The organism is Butyribacter sp. (genome assembly GCF_056818865.1).
The window spans coordinates 160,844-184,718 of sequence record NZ_DBLYGC010000003.1 but is presented as its reverse complement, the minus strand read 5'-3'; the positions used below and the strand labels follow the sequence as shown (position 1 = coordinate 184,718).

Genomic DNA, 23,875 nt, shown 5'->3' with positions numbered 1-23,875 from the left:
CCATTGGAAATATAATCTCGATGATATTGATGTATCGGAAGAAATCATTGTTGATACACTGCCTGTCAAAAAGTCGAGTTAATTAAAGGATGAAATACTAGCGTAAAGGATAAGCTCATTTCTGTTTGTAAGGTAGTGGTATTGCCGCTTATCATTGCAGGCATTGTGGTATGTGCATTGTACCTTGCTATGCAGAATAAACTTGAGGCAGAAAGCTTAAAGGGGCCGGTTCTTGCCATGCGTGAGGATGTGGCTGCCAATACCTTTGTAAAGAGCGAAGACGCGTAAGTATTTTGAAGTGATATCTGTGGACTTAACAGCGATTCCAACCTGTGCCTTTAAATCCTTGGATGAGTTGCCCAAGGATGGGTTCTACATTGAAAATGCCATGACCAAGACGCAGATGGTGATGAAGGATGATATTGCAGACAAGGATTTTGTGATGGATAAGTACAAGAATGGCTATGAGATTACATCATTTCCGGCAGAATCCTTTGATGGTGGTGTAAACGGATCTCTTCGAAAAGGAGATATCGTGGATGTGTATGCGCTAAATCCTGATACAGAACTTTTGGAATTGTTTGCGGAGAATGTCTATGTGAGCGAGGTATACGACAATGCCGGTAACAGAATCACGGAGCCGGATGGGGTGGCAACATCTTTTACGGTATGGGTTACTCCGGAGGAAGTGGAGAGTGTGAATCTGGCAGTTGTGTATGGTGGCGTACAGATTTATTTGAAGGTGCAGTAAAAAGACTTGACAAGATGTTAAAAAAAATGTAATTTAGTACGAAATAATAAGCAACAAGGTGAGCATACTAGAATATGTATATAATATAGATTATTTGCTCAAAACGAACAAATGTTCCTTGGTTTTTTGATCGGGAGATAGTATAATCTTCGTAAGAAAGAAGTTGACATTAAGCAGTATATCTGATATTATGTACGCTATGTTTGGTGATTCTCCACCATTTTAAAGAGAGAAACGATAAAGTTTGGTGATTCTCAGCCGATAAATGAGAGACGATAAAGTTTGGTGATCAGCGACCAAGACAGCTGGCAATAACGATAAGGGAGCCTAGCGGCTTCCTTATTTTTTACAAAGGAGATAATGTGGAATTTACTAGCTTTCGTTTTGTATTCATACAACCTGATTATTTAGAGGAGCTTCATAATGCAGATTCAGAAATTTTTTATTCAAAAGACACTGATTATTCAAAAAAACCACATTTGGGAATACTTACTACTTGTAATGATAGGGAGTATGTTATTCCATTGACCTCAGCAAAAAGCAAGCATGCTAATTGGAGAGATATTACTGCGACTAACTATCGTGTATATGAAGAAATTGATACTAGAACGGCAGTAATAGATCCATATGATGTTATTGTTGAAGAAACAGATTTAAATAAACTAAGACAAAAAGGAATTCCGGAAAACGAGTTCCAATTTTTTAAGAAGAGAATTCTTTCTGTTTTAGAAATAAAGAAGATGTTTCCGGTAATTGCTGGAGTTTATCATTTAGCTGATTTGAGTACGCCAGCAACTACAGTAGAAGATGAACAGAGAAGAAACCTTATGATAAAAGAATATTTCTTCTGTAAAAAGTATAAAGAACAGATTGAAGCTAAAGCAAAGAAAATCTATGAAAAGCAGATGACAACAGGTTTTGTTGCTCCATATCACTGTAATTTTAGTGTTTTAAAATCTGTTGCAGATACATACGAAATAAAGAATTGATAATTGACATCCATATAAAGTATTGTGATGCAATACTTTATATGGATGTTTTTGGTAAAAAGGATATGTTATATTATAGATGCAGATTATAAAGATTTTATTTTGGTATTAATTGCAAAAGTGATATAATGTTCTTGAGATGGGGAGCGCGTATTCCGATAACCTGTCCCGTCGATATATGCGGAATATAAGGCATCATTCACATGACCGAATGCTGAAAACAATGTGACTACAATGGAGATGGAAGAGGACTTGTTAACCATTGTCAATGAACAAGCCCAATGGAGTTCTACTGGACGCAGGCAAGTGGTGACATTTACTTTGCGGGAACATCTGTCTGGTGATTCAGTTGAAGCTGGACGAACCTCTGTAAGGTGATAATATGTGCGGATATTACAGATTTGTCTGTACAGGAGATTAAGGACGAACTACGCATGGCTTCATGTAAAGTCGAACTTCGCATTAAGTAGTGAATGTGTGAAGAGTCCCTGCAAGATTAGGAGGATTGTAGGATTGCAGGAAACCTACATATTAAGAAAATCATTTATGAAATATATGCTCACATTGCGTGAGTATAAAAAGGAGGAAAGGGATCAGGTGGAGATGGCAACTTATTGTTTTAGTTGATATTTTTACTTGGAGGTGAGGCGAATGTTTCATTTGTGTAGCGAGCTCACAGGGATTGAGGTTCAAATCCCATTTACAACAAATGTAACTTATTGTTTAGATTATCGTCTCCATCCTATCTTGAATTAATTAGGACGGACTAATTGTTAACTTTCCAACAGATTGAAATGTATGGAAAGTTGCAACCGCTGATCAAAAAATATAAGGATCATATAGGAGAGTCAAATGTATTAACTGATGGTCAATTGTATTTTAATTATTTGCTACAGAAATATTTGAGAGATGAACGATTCGAAAGAGCTGCCTTTGAACGAAGGACAGGCGTTGGGAAGAATGTATACTACAAATTATCTGGTATTAGCAAAGAAACGAAGGATAAGCCAGTCAAAGCAGAAACGTTATTTGACGTGGCAATAGGATTAAGATTAACATACGAAGAAGCGTTAGTGTTGTTTACGCTTTGGGGTAAGAATCTGTTGTGTGATGATCCGGTTTTGCAAAAAATGAATGAAGAATTATTAGAACTAGATTCATGAAAACAGACGAAAACTGATATTACAAAGGTTTTTGAAAAAGGAGTTTTAATTAATTACAGAGGGAACAAGGTATCCGCAGATTACTGCTGGATACCTTATTTTGTTGTACTTTGATAGAGTCCAGGAATTTCAAAAAAACGTGTTATTGTGTATTATGGCTCTTAAAATCCGGCAGGTGTCTAAAAGAGTCCAAGAATCATCATATATTTTTATGATTGAGAATAAATTAAGTAAAATATTCTTGAAAGTCAATGGAAATACTAGGTATATAATAAAAAAAAGAATAGAAATATAAAATTATTCAAAAAGGGTTGACTCATAAGTTGATAGGTGTTATTATACAGCTAAGGAATAAATAAAACGATTTATTCTCAAAACCAATAAGAATAGGAGGAATATTTTGAAAATGGCGGAAAATAAGATTAATATGATTCTTGATGGCGGAAGCTACAAACTGTCTTACAGCAAGGGTGGTAAGCAGAACAAGGTTACAATTGGAAATGAGAAGAACATCACTGTAATGGCTGCAAGAAAGATAAGCTCGGAAGTAGAAGACTTGTTGAATTCGGATTTGAAGCTTGAACATATGGAAAAAATGCATGCGATTAATTCAGATGCAGTTAAATGTGGCTATCCAGAAGGTATTCTGAAATACCAAAATGTTTCTATTGAATTGGCAGTACGAATCTTGTACCCAGACGAATATGAAGCGTTTAAAAACAATAATGAATATTGCAAAATCAAGAGAGATGAAAAGCCGTTGGAGATTCTGAATATTGGATGTACAGGTTCAGGAAAAACACGATTCATTTTGAGCGCCGTGTTATCAAAGGAAGCATTAAAGAACTTCGTTCCAGCTCTAACAAGTCTCAGAGAGACAACAGCTTGTTCCATTATATACCATATTAATTGCACATCCGTAAAATTGGGTGAGGAATTTGATTTTAAGGTTGTGACACAGCTGAAAACGGAAGAGGAGATTATAAGTAGCATTAGAGGACTGATTCAAGAGGCTGTTGAGGAGTATATTGTTACAGTTAAGGAAAACTGCAAAACCATTTTGGATTTATCTGAATTGTGCGAGAAATGCAGGGGAGCCGTAGAAAAACGTTTAGAAATGAACTATGACAAAACCTTTGGTCTAGGAATCAGAAAAGTAAATAAGCCTTTAGCGAGTTTAATTGAAGAATTAACTAAGAGTGTGCTTATGGATTTTTATGGTAATAGCAAATCTATTGACAGATTAGCGAAAGAAGATGGCTATTTCATTATTAAGCAGCTCGTTCGAGATTATGAAGATGAGCAGTTTGATATAGGTAGTGATGTTATCAATCAGATGGTTGCAAAATTTGACATTTCAGACATTGTAAGTGAAGTCTATGGAAAATTGATGCAGGATTTGGAAGCTTATAATGCTGAATATTCTCAAAGTGCTGTTGCAGGAGGAAGTATAAGCTATTGCGGAAGAACAAAAGAAACAGAAACTTTACTGTATCTCAGCCATGTGTTTGGTAATAAGACTAAGCAACGAAAGGGAGATTTCTATACTATTGAACCTATTGTGAAAAATGCAGAGTTCTATTTTGAATCAGATCAGATTTCCTTGGATAGAGAGATTATTCTTTCTGATAGCGTAGGTATCAATCAAGGACAGAAGGATGCTGCTAGAATTAATGAGGTTGTTTTCTATAGAGTTCAGGAGTCTGTTCAAAGCAGAAAGCCAGATATAATTTTGTACCACACCAAACTGAACAATAAAGATGACTATATGCTTGACATCATTAAGAGATTAAATGCACAAGGATATAGTAGATCGACGTATATTGTGTCAGGCCGTTTGGATGAGGTGTGGTCAACTTATCTTGCGGATAATGGTATAGATAAAGAGGTTGTTACAGAGGAAGACTTTGAGGAATTCATTGATGTGACAAAACAGATTTACATAGAGTCTGATAGTGTAACGCTGAATTCTATTATTGGGAACAATTACTATATATGCGATAAGACCAATAGTCTTTATTATGAGTATACTTACGCAAAGGAATACACTTGCTCAGCGGTTTTGGAGCAGATAATCGATGCAAGAATGCAGAAAACGGAGGATAATTATCTGTTTGACGATGTAGACTTTATGGATATTATCCAAAGATATAACGTGGCAGGAAATGTATATCAGCAATTTCTCAACAGTATTCCAAGTATGATTCCGTTGGCATACAGAGATATGAGATGGAATACTTTGCAGAAAGCGATTGAGGAGCTTTGTTGGAATGGTTTTGGCTTTGATGTGCTATATCCGGCATTTAACATCAAAAATGCAATTGCAAATGAGCTGAATCGAGAGGATATAAAGATTGAATTTGAAAAGAAATTTGCAGAAAAAGCGGAGGAGATGAAGAAAAGGTATCTGCTTGAAGTAGCAGAGGTTGCTCAGATTGTATTAGTAACGGAGTATCGTGAATTCATGAAAAATCTTTTGGACATGCGTTATGATTCAAAACTGAGAACAAATTTGAGTTTGACCATGACAGATGATCGTAAGCAGAATCTTCATTTGCTTTATCAGAATTGTATGAAACAAAATGGAATACAAGGCGCTTATGCAATGCAGATGGTATTTCATATTGCATGGATTAGAACATTGGATTTTTTCAGAAGACAAGCACAGTAAAGACACGGGGGATACGAATGGATTATGTTTTTGATTTAAATACTCTTGAGACTACTGGAATAATTGAATGTCCGTATTGTGGTCGCAGTAAGGCATATGTTTACAATAATGCTACAGGAAAACTTTCAAGCGTATGCAACATTTGTGGCAGGATTGTACTGTGGGACTTTGATAACAAGACGGCATATAAAGCCAGAGCCAAGAAGTATGCTCAATAATTTTATATTGGAAGCTACACGAGCACTCAGGGCTGTTTAATACAGCTACTACTTAGCCGGGGCGTATCATCGTACAACATGAGTATTTGTTGTGCGTTGGTGAGCCTCGGTTTTTGTAACAAAAATTGTTTGGGAAACTGCTTGCTTTTTGCCATAAGCTGGTATATACTATAAACAGAACACATGTTCGAAAACAAACAACTTATGATCAGCAAAGAGTTGTGCAGTAGGGGATACTTAACTCGGTATCTATCGGAAAACCTGCTTCATTGACCGAGTGATCACGGTCATAGTAACAATTGCAGAGAGTGGCACCAAATCCCTTTTCTCTCGAACAAGATGATTATGGTTATCTTTTTGGAGGTGAATCACATGCAAGAGATCAAAAGTTCTAATAAGGAAACTATGGTGCATACTGACGAAGTACATGTTGCTTGTCCATGCTGCAAAAACAAGAGATTGTTTGATGCAGATCCGATGACAGAGGGCATTATAAAGATAAAATGTCCTATTTGCAAATCTGTTATTGCCGTTAGTTTTCATCATAAAAGTATATGCACTGAGCGAATCGCCGTATAGATATTTCTATAACGAGCAATGCCTGGCAAAAGTAGAAGGAAGAGCTATTTTTGCCAGGTTTTTGTTTTGTAATTTAAAATTCATATATATGGTTGACAAATCGTAAACCTGGTGTATAATGTGTAATATAGATAATAAAGAAGGTGGTGTATAGGATGATTCTAGAAGGCAATGAAGGATTAAAAGTGTATGCACAGAATAATGTTCTATCAAATGAAGAAACCTGTGACAAACTAAAAGTATCCAAACAATATTTGTATAGGTTAATAAATGAAGAAAAGCTTACACCTTTTAAGCAAATGAAGGGCGGATATTTGTTCTGGAAACCGGATGTTTTAGCTTTTGATCAAGAACGGAAAATTAAGGCTGGTTATGGATCTAGTACACATAAGGCAATAGAAGACTTTGAAAAATTGGATTTAAATCCAGAACAAATAGATTCAATTCATATATATAGATATGACAGAGATGCTGCTATTGATGATTTCTACGAGGTATGTGGTGGCGATGAAAAAAATCAGCTTATGTATATCGAGGCTCCAACCTTCATAATAAAAATGGTGGATTCTACTGAGTATTGGATTTCTGGATTGCTTTGCGGATATTGTGGAACATCAACGGGAGGTACCGAGAAAGTATTATACAAATTGGGAATTCTTGATTCGTATAATACAAGAGAATCGGAAGCATATGTTGCTGCTAGTCATATTATTCACATCTATAGAACTGACAGTGGCTGGGAAACAATAAGGAAAGAGAGTTATTGGGATAAACTGTGTGAAAAAGAGAGAGGAATCTTTGGTTTATCTTCTAATTTGTATTCTTACAATGGCAATTTGGTTTTGGTAGTTGAAAGATACGGAATCAATTATTCTGATAAGTATGAAATGTTACCTTCTGATTTTATCGAGACTTGCTTTGAATTTATTGATGATGCCACTATGGTCGAAAATTTGACAAAGGAGAAGGCACTTGAAACCGGTCATTATGTTACGCTTGGAAGATTAACAAATATTTTTCAAATAATTTTGTCGAACGACCAGAAGCGAGAATTATGGATGATTTACCCTAATGACGAAAAATACGAGGCAGAAAACCAAACAATGTTAGATATCTTGAAGCAACTTGGTTTGGAACTCACAGAGGAAAAAATCAGTTCAAGCTTTTGGAAGAAACTTAAGGATATTCCTAGAAGCATCACGAGGAAGTAGTAGGAGGCAATTATGGCAGAAAGAACATATGAGGTTCCTATTTGTGATTTGAAATCTCCAAAACGAAATAAGATTTTCTATGTAAGAGTCAACCAATATGGTGAAGTGTTGGAGTATATGGCTCAGAACGTTAGAGACTATCGATCTGTCACAAAACAGGAAATGCAACAGCAGGTACAAGAATATTTGTCAAAAATTAATAACAGAGGTTGAACTACTGAGCAACCGGGTCCATGAATTGAGACACCAACCGCCAGAGTCAAAATATTTGAAACTTGCAAATAGCAGGTTTTAGATGTTTTGGCTCTTTTTTTGTTTTCTTTTCACCAGAGGATATGAGTTTCGTGTTCTCTGTTGAGCAGAAAAGCTCAAACGGTAAAGCCTACCGAGGACAGGCTATTTAATCGAATATTCTCAAAGCTTTTTGAGTGCGCATTAGAAAAGCGGCGGGACGCATATTGAACAAAGACAGCATGAATTGAAAAGTTGTTTGTTCATATGCTCCGACCGCTACTTGTGATGCTCAAACAGGAGTAGGTGGAGTTGTAGTTCATTATATGCGTCCCGCGGAGAAGAAATTTCAACGCGAAAGGACGTATATTTATGAGAAAAGAATTTTTACAGCAGGAAAATGAAAACACAAGGAAGTATTTAACAAGAGCAGCTAGAATCTATGATTCAATTATGAATGGTACACCTTTAGAGGATGGTACAGTGCTAAGAGATATAATGGATGATGTGGAGCAAACTGAGTTCAAAAATTATTTGATGACTATTATGAATCCAATTATTGTGAGAGTTGTTGAATGTGAAGGCAGAGCGGCACATCTTACTTTTTAGGTAGAGGATATCTTGCTTTCAAGAGTGTATGAGATGGTGTTAAAAGATTTTGGTAAATTTAATAACTATAAGGAAGATTCTGAAGAAGAATACACACTTGCCAGTTTCGTTAAAGGAAGGATTGGTGATGTCATCAGAAATTCTGTTTCGGAAGATCAGGGTATTGGGGTAAACAGAAGCCGTCAGCGTAATTATGTGTGTAGAGTTAGATCTGCAATTGCAAACGAAAAGCAGATTGAGGAGGAGAAAATTACTGTTGATGAAATTTGCGAAAGGATTAATGCAGAGAATAAAAAGAAGAATGCTCGTAATATATCAAAAAAACTGGTGATGGAACTTTTGGCATTCGAAAAAGGATTTGTATCTACCTCTGAAATGGAAGAGAAGGGGGAGCAGCTTGGACAGTTACAGAGTGGACTTGTCACAGAGTTTGATTCAGAAATGGATTTTGATACTAAGGAGATTCTTGATGAAGCCTTCAAGTCACTTTCAGGCTTGGATTACTATATTTTGATGAAGGAATATGGAATGCTTGGAGAACAGATTCGAAATCAGGAAATGTGTGATTTTGTTGTAACTTCTTTATTCCAGAAGCTTCTTTTTGAAGATGAAACAATTCGTTCTAAGGCAGATCCAGTTAAGACTGCGTATAATAAGAAAAACAAAATCAAGAAAGCACTTGCCTCATTAAATGGCAAGGTTAATATGTCAGATCTTATTGGAACAATTGAAACTTATGTCGAGGATAAGTTGAAGTCTTATACAAATTAAACATATTGATACTTATCGTGCCCTGGGACAAACCTCAGGGCATTTCAATTGAATATACTTTAGTATTTAGTATTGGCAAAATACTAAATACCGTGTATTCTAGTATTGGAAGCAAAGGAGGTATCCATAATGCAGAAGGAAATATGTTTTACTATTGATTCTGATGTATACGAAAAGCTTACGATGGCATTGCAATTGTCAGGCGAAAATCAAGAATCTGTTCTTGAGAGTTGCGTGAAGTCGTATATTGCAAAAACTTTTGGTGAGATATCCGAAGAGTATAGCCCTGATAAGAAAAAGTCAGTTGTTGATAGAGATTATACAGGAAAGGCTATTCAGAGAATTCCGGCTTGGTCGGCAAAGCCGAATCAAAACAATCATAAAATTATAAGAGCATTCTTTACAGCTGAGGATTCTTTCGGAAGCGTGACTCTCGACACGATGGAAAAACTTTGCGGAGACAAGTCAAAATCTGAATTATATGTTGCTAATTTTAAGAATAATTATGCTCAGATGAAACTTGATGGTCCTAAGACGTATGGAAAAGTGTTTGAGGATGATGGGGAAAATGTTTGGATCTGGAAAGAGGTAGAAGTGGTACTCCGAAAATTTAAGGATTCTTTTTTAGGATAGTTGGGATGTCTATAAATTGCAAATCTGATACTTTATTATAGAAGATAAGAGTCAAGACATCAGTATAAAATGAACCAAATTGCAGCAACAATAGCGATGATATGAATTGTAGTATTTGCAAGCAAGTATTAGATATTACATTTCATGTGATTATTATCTAGAGGAAGTTTATATATGTATAAGAAAAGTGAAATAGAAATAGAAGTATTACCAGCGAATGAGGGGGACTGTATATTAATTACAATTGAAAAAGAAGATATACATATACTTATAGATGGTGGAACTGCAGAGACATATAGAAATTATTTAAAAACTCGTTTGATTCAGTTAAAAAATGAAGGAAAGGTAATTGACTTATTAATTGTTACACATATTGATAATGATCATATAGGAGGAATAATTGAGCTGTTTAAGGAAAATGGCTCAGATATGGATTCTAAAATAATCAGAATTAGAAATATATGGCATAATAGTTATAGACATTTACAGTTTGAGAAAAATCAGAAGTTAGGTAGATCAGAAAAAAATATATTGAATAAGATTATCGCTAATGGAGAAGTTTACTTTAATTATAATTTAGGTAAGAATAATCCGATTAGTGCGATGCAGGGAACAACACTTGCTGGGTTAATATTTGAAGGTGGTTATCATTGGAATGAACAATTTGATAAACAGGCTGTCATGAATAATGGAATAAATTATCAATTTGGAAAAGAATGTTTTATAACAGTATTGAAACCCAATATTTCTGATTTAGAGAAGCTTGGTAAGAAATGGAAGAGAGATTTAAAGAAATCAAAATATTCATTTGTATTTTCGGAAGATAAGTTATTTGATGACGCTTTTGAATACTATTGTCGTTGTATGCCAACAGATGGAAATGGAAATAATGAAAAGATATGTTATTCAAAACATAATACAGAAGAAATGACTATTGAAGAAATTTCTAAAGAATCAATGAGTGAGGATAATTCTATTACAAATAGGTCTTCTATTTCAGTAATAATTAGATACAGAAATAAAAAGCTCTTGTTTTTAGCGGACAATATAGCTGATGGTGTTCTAGAGTATTTATCACAAGAAGACAGGGTGTATTCGTTAGTAAAATTACCACATCATGGATCTGCAAATAATATTAGTGATGATTTTGTTGAATGTATAGAATCCGATACATATTTGGTTTCAACAAATTCAGAAAAGTATAATCATCCTGATATAGAAACATTGGCAAAGATTGCATGTAAGAGAACAGAGTATGTTAAGAGAATATATTTTAATTATAAAATTGACAAAGTTGCAGACTTTGAAAAGAAGATTTACGGAATGAATGATATAGAGTTTGTTTATTTAGGGGAAGGGCAGAAAATATATCTGTAGAAGGTGAACTGAAATGGGTAATTTAAAATCTGCTGTAGCTTTACTCATCTGTGGAAAAGAACAAGGTACAGCATTTCTAATTAGCAACACATTAGCACTAACGATGACACATTGTGTTGAGGATGCAATTGAAAATGGAGAGGATATAAAACTCGCCTTTAAAAATATTCCTGGTCAAGATGAAATAAATATAAAGGCATCTATCGTATCATATGAAGAAGATTATCCTGTATCAGTTTTAAGATTGGATAATGAAATTCAAATTGAACCATTGGGTATATTTTGTTGTGAAGATCACATTAGTCAAGAAGAAAAACTTATAGCGTATGGATATCCTCATGTAAAAGGGGATGAGGGATATCCTATTAATATATTTATCAATGACTATTTGAGTGAAAATGTAGTTAATGATGGTGATGTGACGTTAGTAATTGATCCTAAAATTCGAATAGAAAACTTTGCAGGAATGTCAGGAAGTCCAGTTGTTTATAGAAACAATGTGATAGGAATATTGATTGAGCAGGGAATAGAATCAATAGGTAATAACCGAAAAGCTGTCGATGTAAAAATGATTAGTATTAAAAGAATACAAAAGTTGCTCGACAATGTTAGAATTCAGTATTCATCAATAAAGTACGTGGAATTACAAGATGAATTAAGAAAGATGCAACAACCAAAGGAGTATCGTGAAGATGGTTGTTATTATGATGAAAGAAAAAAGAATTACAAAGAAAAATACGTTGCAGATTACTGTGAATTAGATGGTGCTATTGAAGACTATGAAAAATCAATTGAAATTAAATTGAAAAGTATTTTCTCAATTAAGAATAAAGGCAATATAAAAAAGGCCTGGGACGAATTGCGAGAGCTGACAGCGATGGTGAGAGGAAGTAAAAGTAAACCATCTAAAATGCTATCACGTTTATATTATTTACAAGCATGTTGGTATCTTGATGATTATGAAGATAGTAGTAATGCACAAAAATATATCAAGAAAGCTTTGGAAATAAATCCGGATTATGATTGTAGAAATTATAATGCGAAAAAACTCTTTATGGAGGGAAATGTTGTTGAAGTCAAGAAAGTGCTCTATCCAATTGATAATGTATCTATATTAAATACATACATACAACTATGTGTATATAATATCGAAATTGAAGATGCGTATGAAGTTTTTGAAAGTAGTAAACACTTGGCTAATGATGGGACTTACTATTTGATGTCCTTAATATGTATCTTGGACGGAGATTATGCATTAGCGCATCAGTATATGAAGAAGGCAAATGAAGAAGATAAGGATATGCCACTTCATATTATGATGGAAGGAGTGATTTTGTATTGGGAGTTACTTCCGTCAAATATGATATATGGTGATAGTCTGTTGCCTTCCATGTATGTAAATTCAATGCTTTTGCTAAATAGCGAATTGAAGCAAAAAGTCAATGAAATAGTGTCTTTGTATCAAAAAGCATATGAACTAGCTGAAATTGCAGAAAACACGGAATTACAGAAACAGATATTAGTTGTATGGTTGAATACACTTTCAATATCTGATGAATATAGAGAAGAAGGTTATAAAATTGCCTCTAAACTAATGGAATTAGAACCATATCAGTGTCAAGCAGTTATTTACTTTTGCGTTACTGGAAAAGAAATATCACTTAGAAAAGATTTTGATCCGACAGAGATTGTTCAAAAAAAAGGAAACAATATTGAATCAATGATTTCTTGTGTGTATTTGTTCATGAACAAAAAGGATTATGTGTCAGCATATAAAAAGTTAAAAGAGTATCGTTTTAAATTTGAAGAGATGCACATGATGAGTCATTGGTTTGAGCTGGTGGTACGATGCTGTGATGATTCAAAACAGTTGAGCCAAATGCAAGATAGTTTAGATAAATTCGACATGGATTTAACTGCAAAAGAGAGAATTAATGGAATGATTTTAGAGGCGCTTGGGGAAAATGAAAAGATCATAAATCATGCATTGTCATTATATCAGCAAACAAATCTAGAAATAGATTTGATAAATCTTATTAATTGTTATGAAAAAAATCAGGATTGGAAGGATGCTGAATATTATTGCAACGATTGGTTAAAAAAATTTCATAATCCTATGGCAAACATAAAAATAGTAAGATATCTTGCATTACAAAATAGACAAGAAGAATGTTTGAATAAGGTATGCGAGCTTAGAAAATCTGGACAGGAAGAATGTCTTACAAAAGAGGTCTTGTTTTATGAAGTTCAGGCACTTAAAATTTTGGGAAAATATAGTGAAGCGATAGAAAAAGGTGAAAACTTATGGAGTAAAGAAGTGTCTCCTAAAATACTTTTTTTGCTGGCGGAATGTTATTATTTAAATGTTCAGGAACAAGAGGCAATTTACACTTTAAGAGACGGCATTAAAAAGGGAATAAAAAATGTTGAAGTATATCAGATGTATGCGGAATACAATAAAAGAATTAGTGTTAGCGAGTCTGAGAAATATGTAAAAAAAGCGTTGATACAATCGGATAACGATCCGAATGTAATGATGTGGGCAATGAATTTCCTCTATTCAATTGGAAAGAGTGATAGTGCATCCGAATTATTTGTTAAACTACAAGCTTTAGACAAAGTGGATTGCTTTAGAACGTTGACTTTTAAAGAAGCTAAGGAATGGATTGATAAAGTTGAGGAAGAAAGTAGAAAACGATATGAAATGTATATGAAGTGTCAATTCCCATATCACTTATTCTTTGATCACTCAGGGAATGCTAGTTATGCATTGTATTGTCAACAGTTATGGAGTAACAATATTAATAATTCAGTAGGAAAACAATTGTTATTATCATCGTTCGGAGGGCATCATGCTTCAATTGAAGAAATAAAGAAAACATTGGGACAAGCAATAACTATTGATTTCTCTTCGTTAATTCATATGAAACATTTTGAGATATTAGATGATATTAAATCGTGTTGGAACCAAATAGTTATATCGGGAAATATCAGCAATATTATTGCTTCAGAACAAAATAAATGTTTGCCAAGTCAACCTGATATGTTAGCAGCAAAGGAAAAAATGGTGGCTACATGGAGAAGAAAACCGCTTAATTACATTGAATTACCTTCACAAAACGATTTGAAAAACTGGGTTGAAACTGGAATTAATCTGGGTGATATTGTTCCGTATGAGCTTGCAAAGTGTAATAATTTGATTTTAGTTTCTGATAATTTTATATCTGATTTATTAGAAGAGTCATATAAAATAACAGACGATATGAGAAATAATGTTATTTCGCCCTATGAATTATTAGCCATTTTGGAAAAGAGAGGAGATATTAATAGTGAATTTAAAAATAAATATAAAGGAGGTAGAAAACTAAGAGAAGGAAATGAATTAATTGATACACTTGTTGGCTATAATGGAAAGTTGCCTATTTTAGTTGATGAAAATTTTTTGCGAGAAATGTTCGAAATGGATGGAGTGTCAGTTATTTCGCAAAAATGTAATATTCATGTAATTAGCAATATTTTTGATAATATTGAGAGTGAAATGAAGCGAGTCGAATTGGCAAAGGATGCTTATGTTTTTTTGGAAGATTTAAAAAACGATATTCAAGAGAATAAAGAGGCAGGATATATTGGTTATTATGGCTTCTACGAAGATGAACATAAAAGAAAGAATGAAATATTTACTAATGATTTTCTGGATTTATTTCACTATGCATCTTTAAATAGTCATATACTTGTTTGTGATGATAGATGGGCAAATAGTTACAATAATTTTAATGATTGTTTTATCTATTCCGTTACTGATATTGTAGAGTTACTACATGAGCAAAGAATTATTTCGGATGAGAAGTATATTAATGTTATTACACAAATGTTTAATGAAGGTTATGCATATATTGTTCCGCCATTTGAATATGTGAAATTGTTATTGGAACAAGTGCCAGACGGAAAGGATGTTAGTCAAGAGATTCCAGAAGAACTTTCTATAATGTGTGATTATTTGGTTTATATTACAGCATCAGAAAGTAAATTAGATGATGATATGATACATCAGGGTGTAATGCCAGAATCCGCCGGATACATGTATAACCTGCAAAGAGAATTAATAAAGCTTATGAAATATGTATGGTGTACTGAACGAGGTGAGTTATGGAAATGCCAAGTATCAGATTGGTTATTAGCTAATTATTCTGTCTTTTCATATCGCACAGTGATGAACGAGAGTGTTGACAGTGGTAATCAAAATTATTATGAGTTAGAACTTTCAAATTTCTTGTTTTCAGGTTTTTGTGAAATTCCGGGTAATTCATATAGGAAAGAATATTATAGTTGGTTATTTAACTGGTTTAGCAAAAATAATCAATGGAAAAATGGTTTAGAGGATAGACTAATACAATTATTAGCTAATCTTATATGTGAAGTATATAGACATGAAAGTGGCACTCCATATAAAGATATTGGGATTGGAATGTTAGTTTTATCTGTAACAGCTGATATGCCAGAATACTATAGAGATCTGATCAGAAAAAATGCATCAATAGCACCAATAATAGAAAAATTTGAGGATAATTTTGTTTATTTAGGAGAAAAAGATTTTATTCTACGAGAACATTTTAATCAATGGCTTGAGGATGCAATGAAACAGGGAATTGATTGTAGTATCATAAGAACAAACGAAACAACGAAGAGAGAATATACAATAACATTCATTGTAAATGAGTTGTTTCACCAAGGGTTTAAGATTGAATACATTGACGATGCTAGAAATAAGAGAATACATTACTTTAGAATTGATCAAGCAATGTTACTCTGTCAAGATGCTCTGTTGAGAACAAAAGGATTGCTCTCTCTGAGTAGCTTTATTACGGATTTAGATATGAAAGAATACCAGAGAAATCTAAATCGCAAAAATTGGGGAGAGATAGTTGATAAGATTGTGTCAGAAATAAAATCGAGAGAAGATTATATTGTATACATCATTCGTTATATGTTGGAAAATGAAACTCGATTGTTTTCCATAGAAGATTTATTTCCGGATAGTATAGAATTATTTGAGAATGTACTAGCGAATAATTCAGAGGATGATGTATTTAAAAGGGGGAATCAATGGTTACAAGATAGTGACAAAAATGTCCTTAATATATTTTGGCAATTGATTATATACATATATAATTATTTTAGGAGAAGTGAGACTTATTTGACTTTTACAGAAAAAGATTCTCTTGTTGTTGCAAATAATTTTGCAGATATTGTACTAACACAAATTACTCAATTAAATGAAAGCAAGAGGCTAAAGTATACTTTACAAGAATTGTCAAATTGGTTGTTACAGCTAAATGATAGTATGGGATTCCTTGATAATTTTAAAAATAATGTCATCTCACAAGAAGAAAAAGCTGGAATAGAACAAGAGATAACTGAGTATTTTTGCTTAACCAATTTACAACATGCAAGTGGTAATGAGATAGTAAGTATTTGTAAAAAAATGTATTTTTTTGAAGGCGAGGATTTGCAAACATATTTATTGTTAATAAAAGAATGGATAATAGAACATTGTAAAAAAGAAAAAGAAGGAGTAGATGAGGAAAAGGAACTCCTAAGTGTTATGGAGTATTATGTGTGTGTTGTAAATAAAGAAAAGCCAAATCAAATTGTTAATAGCTATCTTGAATTATGGGAGGAAATTTTAAATCAAGGTATTCATATTGAACTGTCAAGGAGCTCGATGTATATACTTCGAAGATGTATTACGAGTTTTAGTTTCGAACAAGGAATAAGGATGAGAAAAATTATTGAAAAGATAAGTTTACAAAGGTAGTGAAGCATATAAAAAATCATCCAATAGAGAGGAGCGTTCAGATGGAACTTAAATCTACAGAGGCTGGATATGTTAATAAGAAGAATCAGAAAAACCTTGGTAAGACATCAAAGCCAGGGACAGATAATAACCAGTGGTTTTATCAGATGGAATGTTTAGATTGTGGTCATAAGTATTTTGCAAATGGCTCTGATATTTGGCAGAGAAAATGTCCAAAGTGCCAAGGGGGTAAAGCATAAAGAAATAAAATTTCTGGTGGCTTACAAGTATGTTATGTGTTATAATAATTTTGTAAATGTATTGATGTGTATCACGAATAAATGTATCATGATACACATATGATACACTTTACTTCTGGAACAGATGGAAAAATGCCATATCTCATGGAAAAATGAATTGAGAAGAGTGCGTTTTTACTGAGTTTTAGACTGAGTGGAACTATGAAATCCCAGAGTTTGAATAACGGATTAAAATGCCGAAAGCCTGTATTTATGCGGGTTTCCGGCATTTGTTTTATCAAATGGCTCTAGTTTGGGTCTATTTGTGGGGAGAGTAATAAGTTGGAGGTATACTAATGGATAATTTGGAAGTAAAATTTTATGATACAGTTAATGATGAACTATTAAAATTTGCAGTTATTATTTCACAGAGTAACGGCAAGTGGGTTTTCTGCAAACACAAAGAAAGAGATACCTATGAAGTGCCAGGAGGGCATAGAGAAGCTGGAGAGGATATTTTTGAAACAGCTAAAAGGGAGTTGCAGGAAGAAACAGGCGCAATCAGATTTGAGATAAAGCCAATCTGTGTTTACTCAGTAACAGGTAAGAACAGAGTAAATGATACAGGTGAGGAAACATTTGGACTACTTTGTTTTGCAGAGATAACAGAGTTTGCAAAAGAATTACATAGCGAAATGGAGAAAGTTGTGCTTATGGATGAGTTGCCTGAGAACTGGACATATCCGTTGATACAGCCGAAACTTATTGAGGAATGGAATAGAAGAGAAAAAATTGCAGAAAGGATGGTAGCAACATGGAAATTAAAAGTTTATTGATAAAGGACACAACAAAAGAAGAAAGAATTCGTATTGTTCAGGAGGGGCTTAATCAATGCGGTGGTGCGTGTGATTTTTGCAATGGATGTGATAATTTAGGCGGAGGTTCTGTCGATGCATTTTATGAACCATATATCAATGGAGAAAAAGAACTGCGTCAGTTAAATGAAGAATACAGAAGTAATTCTGGTATGGTGAAGTAGGTGATATTTTTTTGGCACAATCTTTTAAAAAATTATGTATGATATGTGCTTATTAAGGCTGCTTATTAGGGCGGAGGATAAGCTGAAGGAAGGTGGGCAAAATGGGATTGTTTAAAAAGAAATTTGTTGCAAAATCCTATGATAATGAAAATATGAAACCGGTAATCAAGGCAAGTATATGCAACGGCGAGCAGGTTGCAGGGTTTAAGGACATGAATACAGGTAAGATTGAAGAGGTTATACTGATAAAGACTCCTGAGGATCTTGAAAGTTTTAAGAATATGTATGGAATAAATGAAGAAATAACAAAGGAGTATTTATGAAAAATTCAGTTATTGGAAAAACAGTGACAGTAACTGTTGACAGACCGTTGGGAAGTTATCATCCGGAACATAGAGATATGTATTATCCTATAAATTATGGTTATGTAGAAGGGATTATCGCACCCGATGGGGAGGAAGCAGGATGCTTATATATTGGGAGTTGATAAGGCTGTAGATAAGTTTACGGGAAAAGTAATTGCAGTTGTTTATCGAATAGATGATGTGGAAGAAAAATGGGTGGTTGCACCTGAAAATATGACTTTTACGAAAGAGGAGATTAGTAAACAGATTTATTTTCAGGAACAGTATTTTAACACACGGCTGATTGTTTCTGAGTAAAAACAGCCACAGCAAAAATAATTCTATGTAAAAAATCTTGACTTTCTGGGTCGGTTGTTGTAGACTGATTTTAAATTATTGGTCGGTTATTACAGACCAACGCCGATAATTAGTATTTTAATTGCGCGTGATGGCAGGCGAAAAGCTTATTAGAGCTAAAACAAGAATTATTAATTATACGTTGCACTAAATTGAAAGGAAATCAATAATATGGAATATTTGAAATTATGCGACAGTGATTATCGTTTTATGACAATTGTATGGGATAATGCACATGTATCTTCGGGCAGATTAGTGCAGCTTTGCAATGAGCAGCTTGGGTGGAAGAAGTCAACGACATATACAGCTATTAAGAAATTGGCACAGAAAGGGTATCTTGTCAATGAAAATGCAGTAGTGTCTGTTGTTATTCCGAGGGAGCGGGTTCAGCATGATGAATCAAATTATTTTGTTGAAAGGACTTTTGGAGGCTCATTGCCGGGATTTTTGACAGCGTTTCTCGGAGAAAAGAAAATTTCCAAAAAAGAAGCAGATAAAATAAAAAAAATTATAGATTCTTACAGTGAAAAATAAAAGTCAATTAAAAGAAAAATTTTAAAGAGAAATCATATAAAATTAAATGAGTACAACGAAAATTAAATCTTTGGTTAATATATCAATCATTAATTATTCGTTATACTTGTGAGGGGGAGTATAGTGTTACAAAATATTTTTACATATTTATTTAACAATGGATTGCGGGTAAGTGTTGTAATTTTGATTGTTTTTGTAGTTCGTTTATTTTTTCGCAATGTACCGAAAAAATACAGCTATATTTTGTGGATGATTGTTGGAATTTATCTTTTATGTCCGGTTAGGGTGAGTTCTCCGATTAGTATTTACAATTTGGTGAATAATACTTCAGATATGGCTGCTAAAAATTATTTTTTATCTGCAAATCTAAATTTTTGGGGAAATAAAGCGGAAAAAATTAAGAATAATAACAGCGACAGGAAAAGTAATATAAGAACCGACAAAAAAAGCAGCATTGAAAGTAATAATAACAATGTTGAAAAGAGTAATTTAAAAAATGAGAAAGATGATGCTGAAAAAAGCAGTTTAAAAAATGAGAAAGATGATGCAGAAAAAAGTAGTTTAAAAAGTGAACAAAATAATAATAAAAAAAGTAATCTGAAAAGTAATGAGGTTAGTAATAGTAACAAAAGTTATGATATTTCTGCTATGACTGACATTAGTAATAAACAGACTATGGCAGTATGGAAGAATTTTATTACACGGGATTTTATGCTTTCAGCAGTTTCATATATCTGGCTTTTTGGCTGTATTTTTTTGATTGCATGGAATATGTTTTGGTTTTGGAGAATAAAGAAAAACATTTCTATGGCGATTCGTTGGAAGGATAATATTTACGAATGTGATAATATCAGTACACCTTTTGTATTAGGCATTGTTAAAGCTAAAATTTATATTCCGTTTCATTTAGGAAAGAAAGAACGGGAGTATATTCTTTTGCATGAATATTACCATATTCAAAGAAAGGACCAGTTTATTAAGCTTTGCGCGTATTTGTTGTGCATAATTTATTGGTTTCATCCGCTTGTTTGGATTTCTTATTTTGCTATGATTCGTGATATGGAAATGAGTTGTGATGAATATGTTTTGAAACACAGTGCAAACGATATTCGTGCTGATTACAGTACATTGTTATTGGATTTTGCGACAAAAACACAGGCTTTTAGTGCAGGATTGCTGGCTTTTGGTGAGTCGGATACGAGAAGGAGAGTGAAAAATATCATGAGGTTTACTACAAGAAAAAAATGGGTTGGAATTGTTGCGGCAGTTGTGATAATAATTACCGGGATTTCATGTCTGACAAATGCTGTTAATAATACAGAGACACGGAGCAATAAAATTGCAGGCACGTCGGCAGTAAAAAAAAGTAAATCAGTGTCAGATGATAAACATGTGATAAAGGTTGGCACAAAAAACAGCATTCCGATAGAAGCAATTCCTGAAAATGTTGAATCATCGGCAATACCTATATTGAAAAAAATAGAACAGACTTTTCCTAAAGAAGTGTATCAGGAAATATTGCACAAGGGACAAATACATTTAAAAAAATATAAGAGTGGAGAAATAGTATGTAGTATAACTAACAAAAACATAGATGATACAATTTATCTTGATTTGTATTTTGATGGAAACGGTGTTTTGACGAATATGCTTAATTACTGCAAGGTGAAAAAGGTACAAAATATAAGTAAACGTGCTGAAGTGAATAAGGTTGTTAATTTTGCAAAAACTTTTTTAAACACTGAGGTCACATATAGCAAAAAGAAAAAGAATAATAGTACAGATGGTGTAACGATAACTGAGGGTAAATTACCGGAGTTATACCAAAATTCAAACTGTTTAAGTGGATATAAAGATAGTTTGGGCAATATTTATTTCTATAACAGAGACAGGGGAATGATAATAAGTTTTTACATGGATGAGTGATTTTGACTTAATACATGCCTGAGAAGTATAACTATAAAATATAGTGAATTTCATGGATAGATTTTTTGTAACAAAATCTAATATATAAGACATTTACAGAGATTATTCAAAAATAAACGTAATAAAATATCAACAAAGCCTTATTTTATATAACTGAGAACGATTTCATAACATTCTTTATTCATAATCATTTTAAGCGTACTGTTGTGACGAAAACAGTCGATTCTAAAAATCTGTTCTCAGTTTTTTATCTTAATTCTGCAAACGATTTCAAATATTCTAATTGTTTTTCATCTGATTTATGAATATTATTTCATCATCAACAAAAAACAAACCGCTTCAACGATTATATTGGATTAAATTTCTGATATAAATTCCGGTATAAAACATTTTAAGTTTATATCATGATTAAAAACAGGCGGGGAAAGAGAGGCAGATATTATGAGAGTGAAAAAGATTATTACATTATTTACAGTGACAGCGTTGACATTGGGGAGTCTTACAGGCTGCGGTTCAAAAGCCGGAACAGACAGTAAAAAGAGTGATGCTTCTTCTAATAAAAAGGTTGAGATAACAAATGTTTCTTATGATCCGACACGAGAACTTTATGAAGAATATAATAAAATTTTTCAGAAGCATTGGAAACAAAAATCAGGTCAGGATGTTTCAATAATTCAGTCACACGGAGGTTCAGGCAAGCAGGCACTTGAGGTTGCAAACGGGCTTCAGGCAGATGTGGTAACGCTTGCACTTGAAGGTGATGTTGATGCAGTGAAAGATGCGGGACTTATTGATGATGGTTATGTGAATGAGTTTGAGCGTGACAGTTCGCCGTATACATCTTCTATTGTATTTCTTGTCAGAAAAGGAAATCCTAAAAAAATTCTCGACTGGAGTGATTTGCTTAGAAATGATGTTGGTGTTATAACACCTAATCCAAAGACATCAGGCGGTGCAAGATGGAACTATCTTGCGGCATGGTATTATTTTGAGAAGCAGGGACAGAGCGAGGATGAGATAAAGGAGAGCATGAAAAAGTTATATAAGAATGTCCTTGTTCTTGATTCGGGAGCGAGAGGTGCCACTACTTCATTTGTTGAGAATAAACAGGGAGATGTTCTTCTGGCATGGGAAAATGAAGCATTTCTTTCATTAGATGAACATCCGGGAGAATATGAGATTGTGGTTCCTTCGGTTTCGATTTTATGCCAGCCTACAGTTGCTGTTGTGGATAAGGTTGTTGACCAGAGAGGAACAAGGAAAGTATCGGAGGAATATTTAAAATATCTGTATTCTGATGAGGCTCAGAAGTTAGAGGCACAGTGGTATTACCGTCCTTCAAATGAAAAGATTTTGAAAGAGTACAGCTATAAAGGAAGTGGAAATACTATTGACAAACTTCCTAAGGATAAAAAGTGGATAATTACCGATGTTGACCTTACTAATATTCAGCATTTTGGCGGCTGGAGTGAAGCAACAAAGAAACATTTTTCTGACGGTGGAGAGTTTGATTCCATTTATGAGGAAAAATAAAAAGCTGTTTTAAGTGGCACTTTGGTGTTTGTTGTACCGGTGCGCTGAGAAATGGAGTTTGATATGAAGCATAAAAAAAGTGTGATTCCCGGATTTGGTTTATCTTTCGGAATTGTCATGGCAATTCTTGGACTTATTGTTATTATTCCATTGTGCTCACTTGTATTCTTTTCGTTTAAACTGTCACCACATGATTTTTTGGTGACAGTGACAAGACAGAGAGTTCTGGCAAGCTATAAGGTGAGTATCATAACGGCACTTATCGCATCGCTTATAAATGCGGTTATGGGAATGATTATTGCGTGGGTACTTGTGAGATATGATTTTCCGGGAAAAAAGATTATGGATGGGATTATAGAGATGCCGTTTGCATTGCCTACTGCCGTTGCAGGTATTGCACTTACGCATCTTACAATACCGGAAGGATGGGTCGGCAGAATTTTTGCAAATGTCGGGATAAAAATTGCATATACCCGGATTGGAATTACCGTGGCACTTGTTTTTATCGGAATACCGTTTGTTGTCAGAAGTGTACAGCCGGTTCTTGAAAAGGTTGAAAAAGAGTATGAGGAGGCAGCAGCAATGTTTGGTGCTTCCCGTACCCGTATATTTTTCAGTGTAATATTTCCTGAAATCCGTCCGGCACTTATAGCCGGTTTTACCATGGCTTTTGCGAGGTGTATAGGTGAATACGGGAGTGTTGTATTTATTGCAGGAAATACTCCGTATAAAACAGAAATTGCACCGCTTATGATAATGGCTAAATTGCAGGAATTTGATTATGCAAGTGCTACATCCATTGCGCTTGTTATGCTTCTTATATCATTTGTAATTCTTTTTATAAATGCATTGATTCAAAGTCATACGTCAAAAATTGTAAGTGGAATTGATTAGGGGGTGCAGGAT

The 23,875-nt window shown here is 33.8% G+C and carries 24 protein-coding genes; all 24 read left to right on the top strand.

Going from position 1 to position 23,875, the window contains the following annotated elements; translation table 11 throughout:
• Nucleotides 1-141 precede the first annotated feature (141 nt).
• The 24 genes from ACZLXV_RS02630 (at nt 142) to cysT (ending at nt 23,863) form a co-directional block, all read left to right on the top strand.
• Nucleotides 142-288 (top strand): hypothetical protein, encoded by a 147-nt coding sequence (locus ACZLXV_RS02630; protein ID WP_482382405.1) that lies wholly within the window; start codon nt 142-144, stop codon nt 286-288.
• 121 nt (nt 289-409) lie between these two features.
• On the top strand, nt 410-751 hold the full coding sequence (locus tag ACZLXV_RS02625; protein ID WP_482382404.1) for a hypothetical protein: 342 nt from the start codon (nt 410-412) through the stop codon (nt 749-751).
• Nucleotides 752-1,113: 362 nt separating this feature from the next.
• Entirely contained in the window at nt 1,114-1,740 is a 627-nt protein-coding gene (locus ACZLXV_RS02620) for a type III toxin-antitoxin system ToxN/AbiQ family toxin (RefSeq protein ID WP_482382403.1), read from the top strand.
• A 794-nt stretch (nt 1,741-2,534) separates the two neighbouring features.
• Nucleotides 2,535-2,903, top strand: coding sequence for a hypothetical protein (locus tag ACZLXV_RS02615; protein WP_482382402.1), 369 nt, complete (start codon nt 2,535-2,537; stop codon nt 2,901-2,903).
• A gap of 406 nt (nt 2,904-3,309) precedes the next feature.
• On the top strand, nt 3,310-5,574 hold the full coding sequence (locus tag ACZLXV_RS02610) for a hypothetical protein (protein ID WP_482382401.1): 2,265 nt from the start codon (nt 3,310-3,312) through the stop codon (nt 5,572-5,574).
• A gap of 17 nt (nt 5,575-5,591) precedes the next feature.
• Entirely contained in the window at nt 5,592-5,792 is a 201-nt protein-coding gene (locus ACZLXV_RS02605; RefSeq protein WP_482382400.1) for a hypothetical protein, read from the top strand.
• Nucleotides 5,793-6,164: 372 nt separating this feature from the next.
• Nucleotides 6,165-6,371, top strand: a complete 207-nt coding sequence (locus ACZLXV_RS02600; protein WP_482382399.1) for a hypothetical protein — start codon at nt 6,165-6,167, stop codon at nt 6,369-6,371.
• Nucleotides 6,372-6,526: 155 nt separating this feature from the next.
• Nucleotides 6,527-7,582 carry a helix-turn-helix domain-containing protein gene (locus ACZLXV_RS02595; RefSeq protein WP_482382398.1) on the top strand — a complete coding sequence of 352 codons (1,056 nt, stop codon included), beginning with the start codon at nt 6,527-6,529 and terminating at the stop codon, nt 7,580-7,582.
• Between the two features lie 12 nt (nt 7,583-7,594).
• Nucleotides 7,595-7,795 (top strand): hypothetical protein, encoded by a 201-nt coding sequence (locus ACZLXV_RS02590; RefSeq protein ID WP_482382397.1) that lies wholly within the window; start codon nt 7,595-7,597, stop codon nt 7,793-7,795.
• A 390-nt stretch (nt 7,796-8,185) separates the two neighbouring features.
• A complete protein-coding gene (locus ACZLXV_RS02585) occupies nt 8,186-8,422 on the top strand; it encodes a hypothetical protein (RefSeq protein ID WP_482382396.1) in 237 nt (78 codons plus the stop codon).
• A 12-nt stretch (nt 8,423-8,434) separates the two neighbouring features.
• On the top strand, nt 8,435-9,193 hold the full coding sequence (locus tag ACZLXV_RS02580) for a hypothetical protein (RefSeq protein WP_482382395.1): 759 nt from the start codon (nt 8,435-8,437) through the stop codon (nt 9,191-9,193).
• 129 nt (nt 9,194-9,322) lie between these two features.
• A complete protein-coding gene (locus ACZLXV_RS02575; protein WP_482382394.1) occupies nt 9,323-9,826 on the top strand; it encodes a hypothetical protein in 504 nt (167 codons plus the stop codon).
• 174 nt (nt 9,827-10,000) lie between these two features.
• Nucleotides 10,001-11,203 (top strand): MBL fold metallo-hydrolase, encoded by a 1,203-nt coding sequence (locus ACZLXV_RS02570; protein WP_482382393.1) that lies wholly within the window; start codon nt 10,001-10,003, stop codon nt 11,201-11,203.
• A 13-nt stretch (nt 11,204-11,216) separates the two neighbouring features.
• Complete coding sequence (locus ACZLXV_RS02565; protein WP_482382392.1) at nt 11,217-17,018, top strand: trypsin-like peptidase domain-containing protein; 5,802 nt, start codon at nt 11,217-11,219, stop codon at nt 17,016-17,018.
• A gap of 41 nt (nt 17,019-17,059) precedes the next feature.
• Nucleotides 17,060-17,257, top strand: coding sequence for a hypothetical protein (locus ACZLXV_RS02560; protein WP_482382391.1), 198 nt, complete (start codon nt 17,060-17,062; stop codon nt 17,255-17,257).
• Nucleotides 17,258-17,592: 335 nt separating this feature from the next.
• A complete protein-coding gene (locus tag ACZLXV_RS02555; RefSeq protein ID WP_482382390.1) occupies nt 17,593-18,072 on the top strand; it encodes an NUDIX hydrolase in 480 nt (159 codons plus the stop codon).
• Entirely contained in the window at nt 18,051-18,275 is a 225-nt protein-coding gene (locus tag ACZLXV_RS02550; protein WP_022013278.1) for a hypothetical protein, read from the top strand. The genes ACZLXV_RS02555 and ACZLXV_RS02550 overlap by 22 nt, the downstream gene beginning before the upstream one ends.
• A 101-nt stretch (nt 18,276-18,376) precedes the next feature.
• Entirely contained in the window at nt 18,377-18,598 is a 222-nt protein-coding gene (locus ACZLXV_RS02545; RefSeq protein ID WP_482382389.1) for an aspartate dehydrogenase, read from the top strand.
• Nucleotides 18,595-18,762, top strand: coding sequence for a hypothetical protein (locus ACZLXV_RS02540; protein ID WP_482382388.1), 168 nt, complete (start codon nt 18,595-18,597; stop codon nt 18,760-18,762). Before ACZLXV_RS02545 ends, ACZLXV_RS02540 begins: the two co-directional genes overlap by 4 nt.
• A complete protein-coding gene (locus ACZLXV_RS02535) occupies nt 18,725-18,937 on the top strand; it encodes a hypothetical protein (protein WP_482382387.1) in 213 nt (70 codons plus the stop codon). Before ACZLXV_RS02540 ends, ACZLXV_RS02535 begins: the two co-directional genes overlap by 38 nt.
• Before the next feature lie 210 nt (nt 18,938-19,147).
• Nucleotides 19,148-19,510: a BlaI/MecI/CopY family transcriptional regulator gene (locus ACZLXV_RS02530; protein WP_482382386.1), complete on the top strand. Its 363-nt coding sequence runs from the start codon at nt 19,148-19,150 to the stop codon at nt 19,508-19,510.
• 123 nt (nt 19,511-19,633) lie between these two features.
• Nucleotides 19,634-21,436, top strand: a complete 1,803-nt coding sequence (locus tag ACZLXV_RS02525) for a M56 family metallopeptidase (RefSeq protein ID WP_482382385.1) — start codon at nt 19,634-19,636, stop codon at nt 21,434-21,436.
• Between the two features lie 441 nt (nt 21,437-21,877).
• The gene (locus ACZLXV_RS02520) at nt 21,878-22,969 is read left to right on the top strand and encodes a sulfate ABC transporter substrate-binding protein (protein ID WP_022223606.1); all 1,092 of its coding nucleotides are present in this window, start codon (nt 21,878-21,880) and stop codon (nt 22,967-22,969) included.
• 63 nt (nt 22,970-23,032) lie between these two features.
• Nucleotides 23,033-23,863, top strand: coding sequence for a sulfate ABC transporter permease subunit CysT (cysT, locus tag ACZLXV_RS02515; RefSeq protein WP_367335181.1), 831 nt, complete (start codon nt 23,033-23,035; stop codon nt 23,861-23,863).
• The last annotated feature ends 12 nt before the right edge of the window (nt 23,864-23,875 follow it).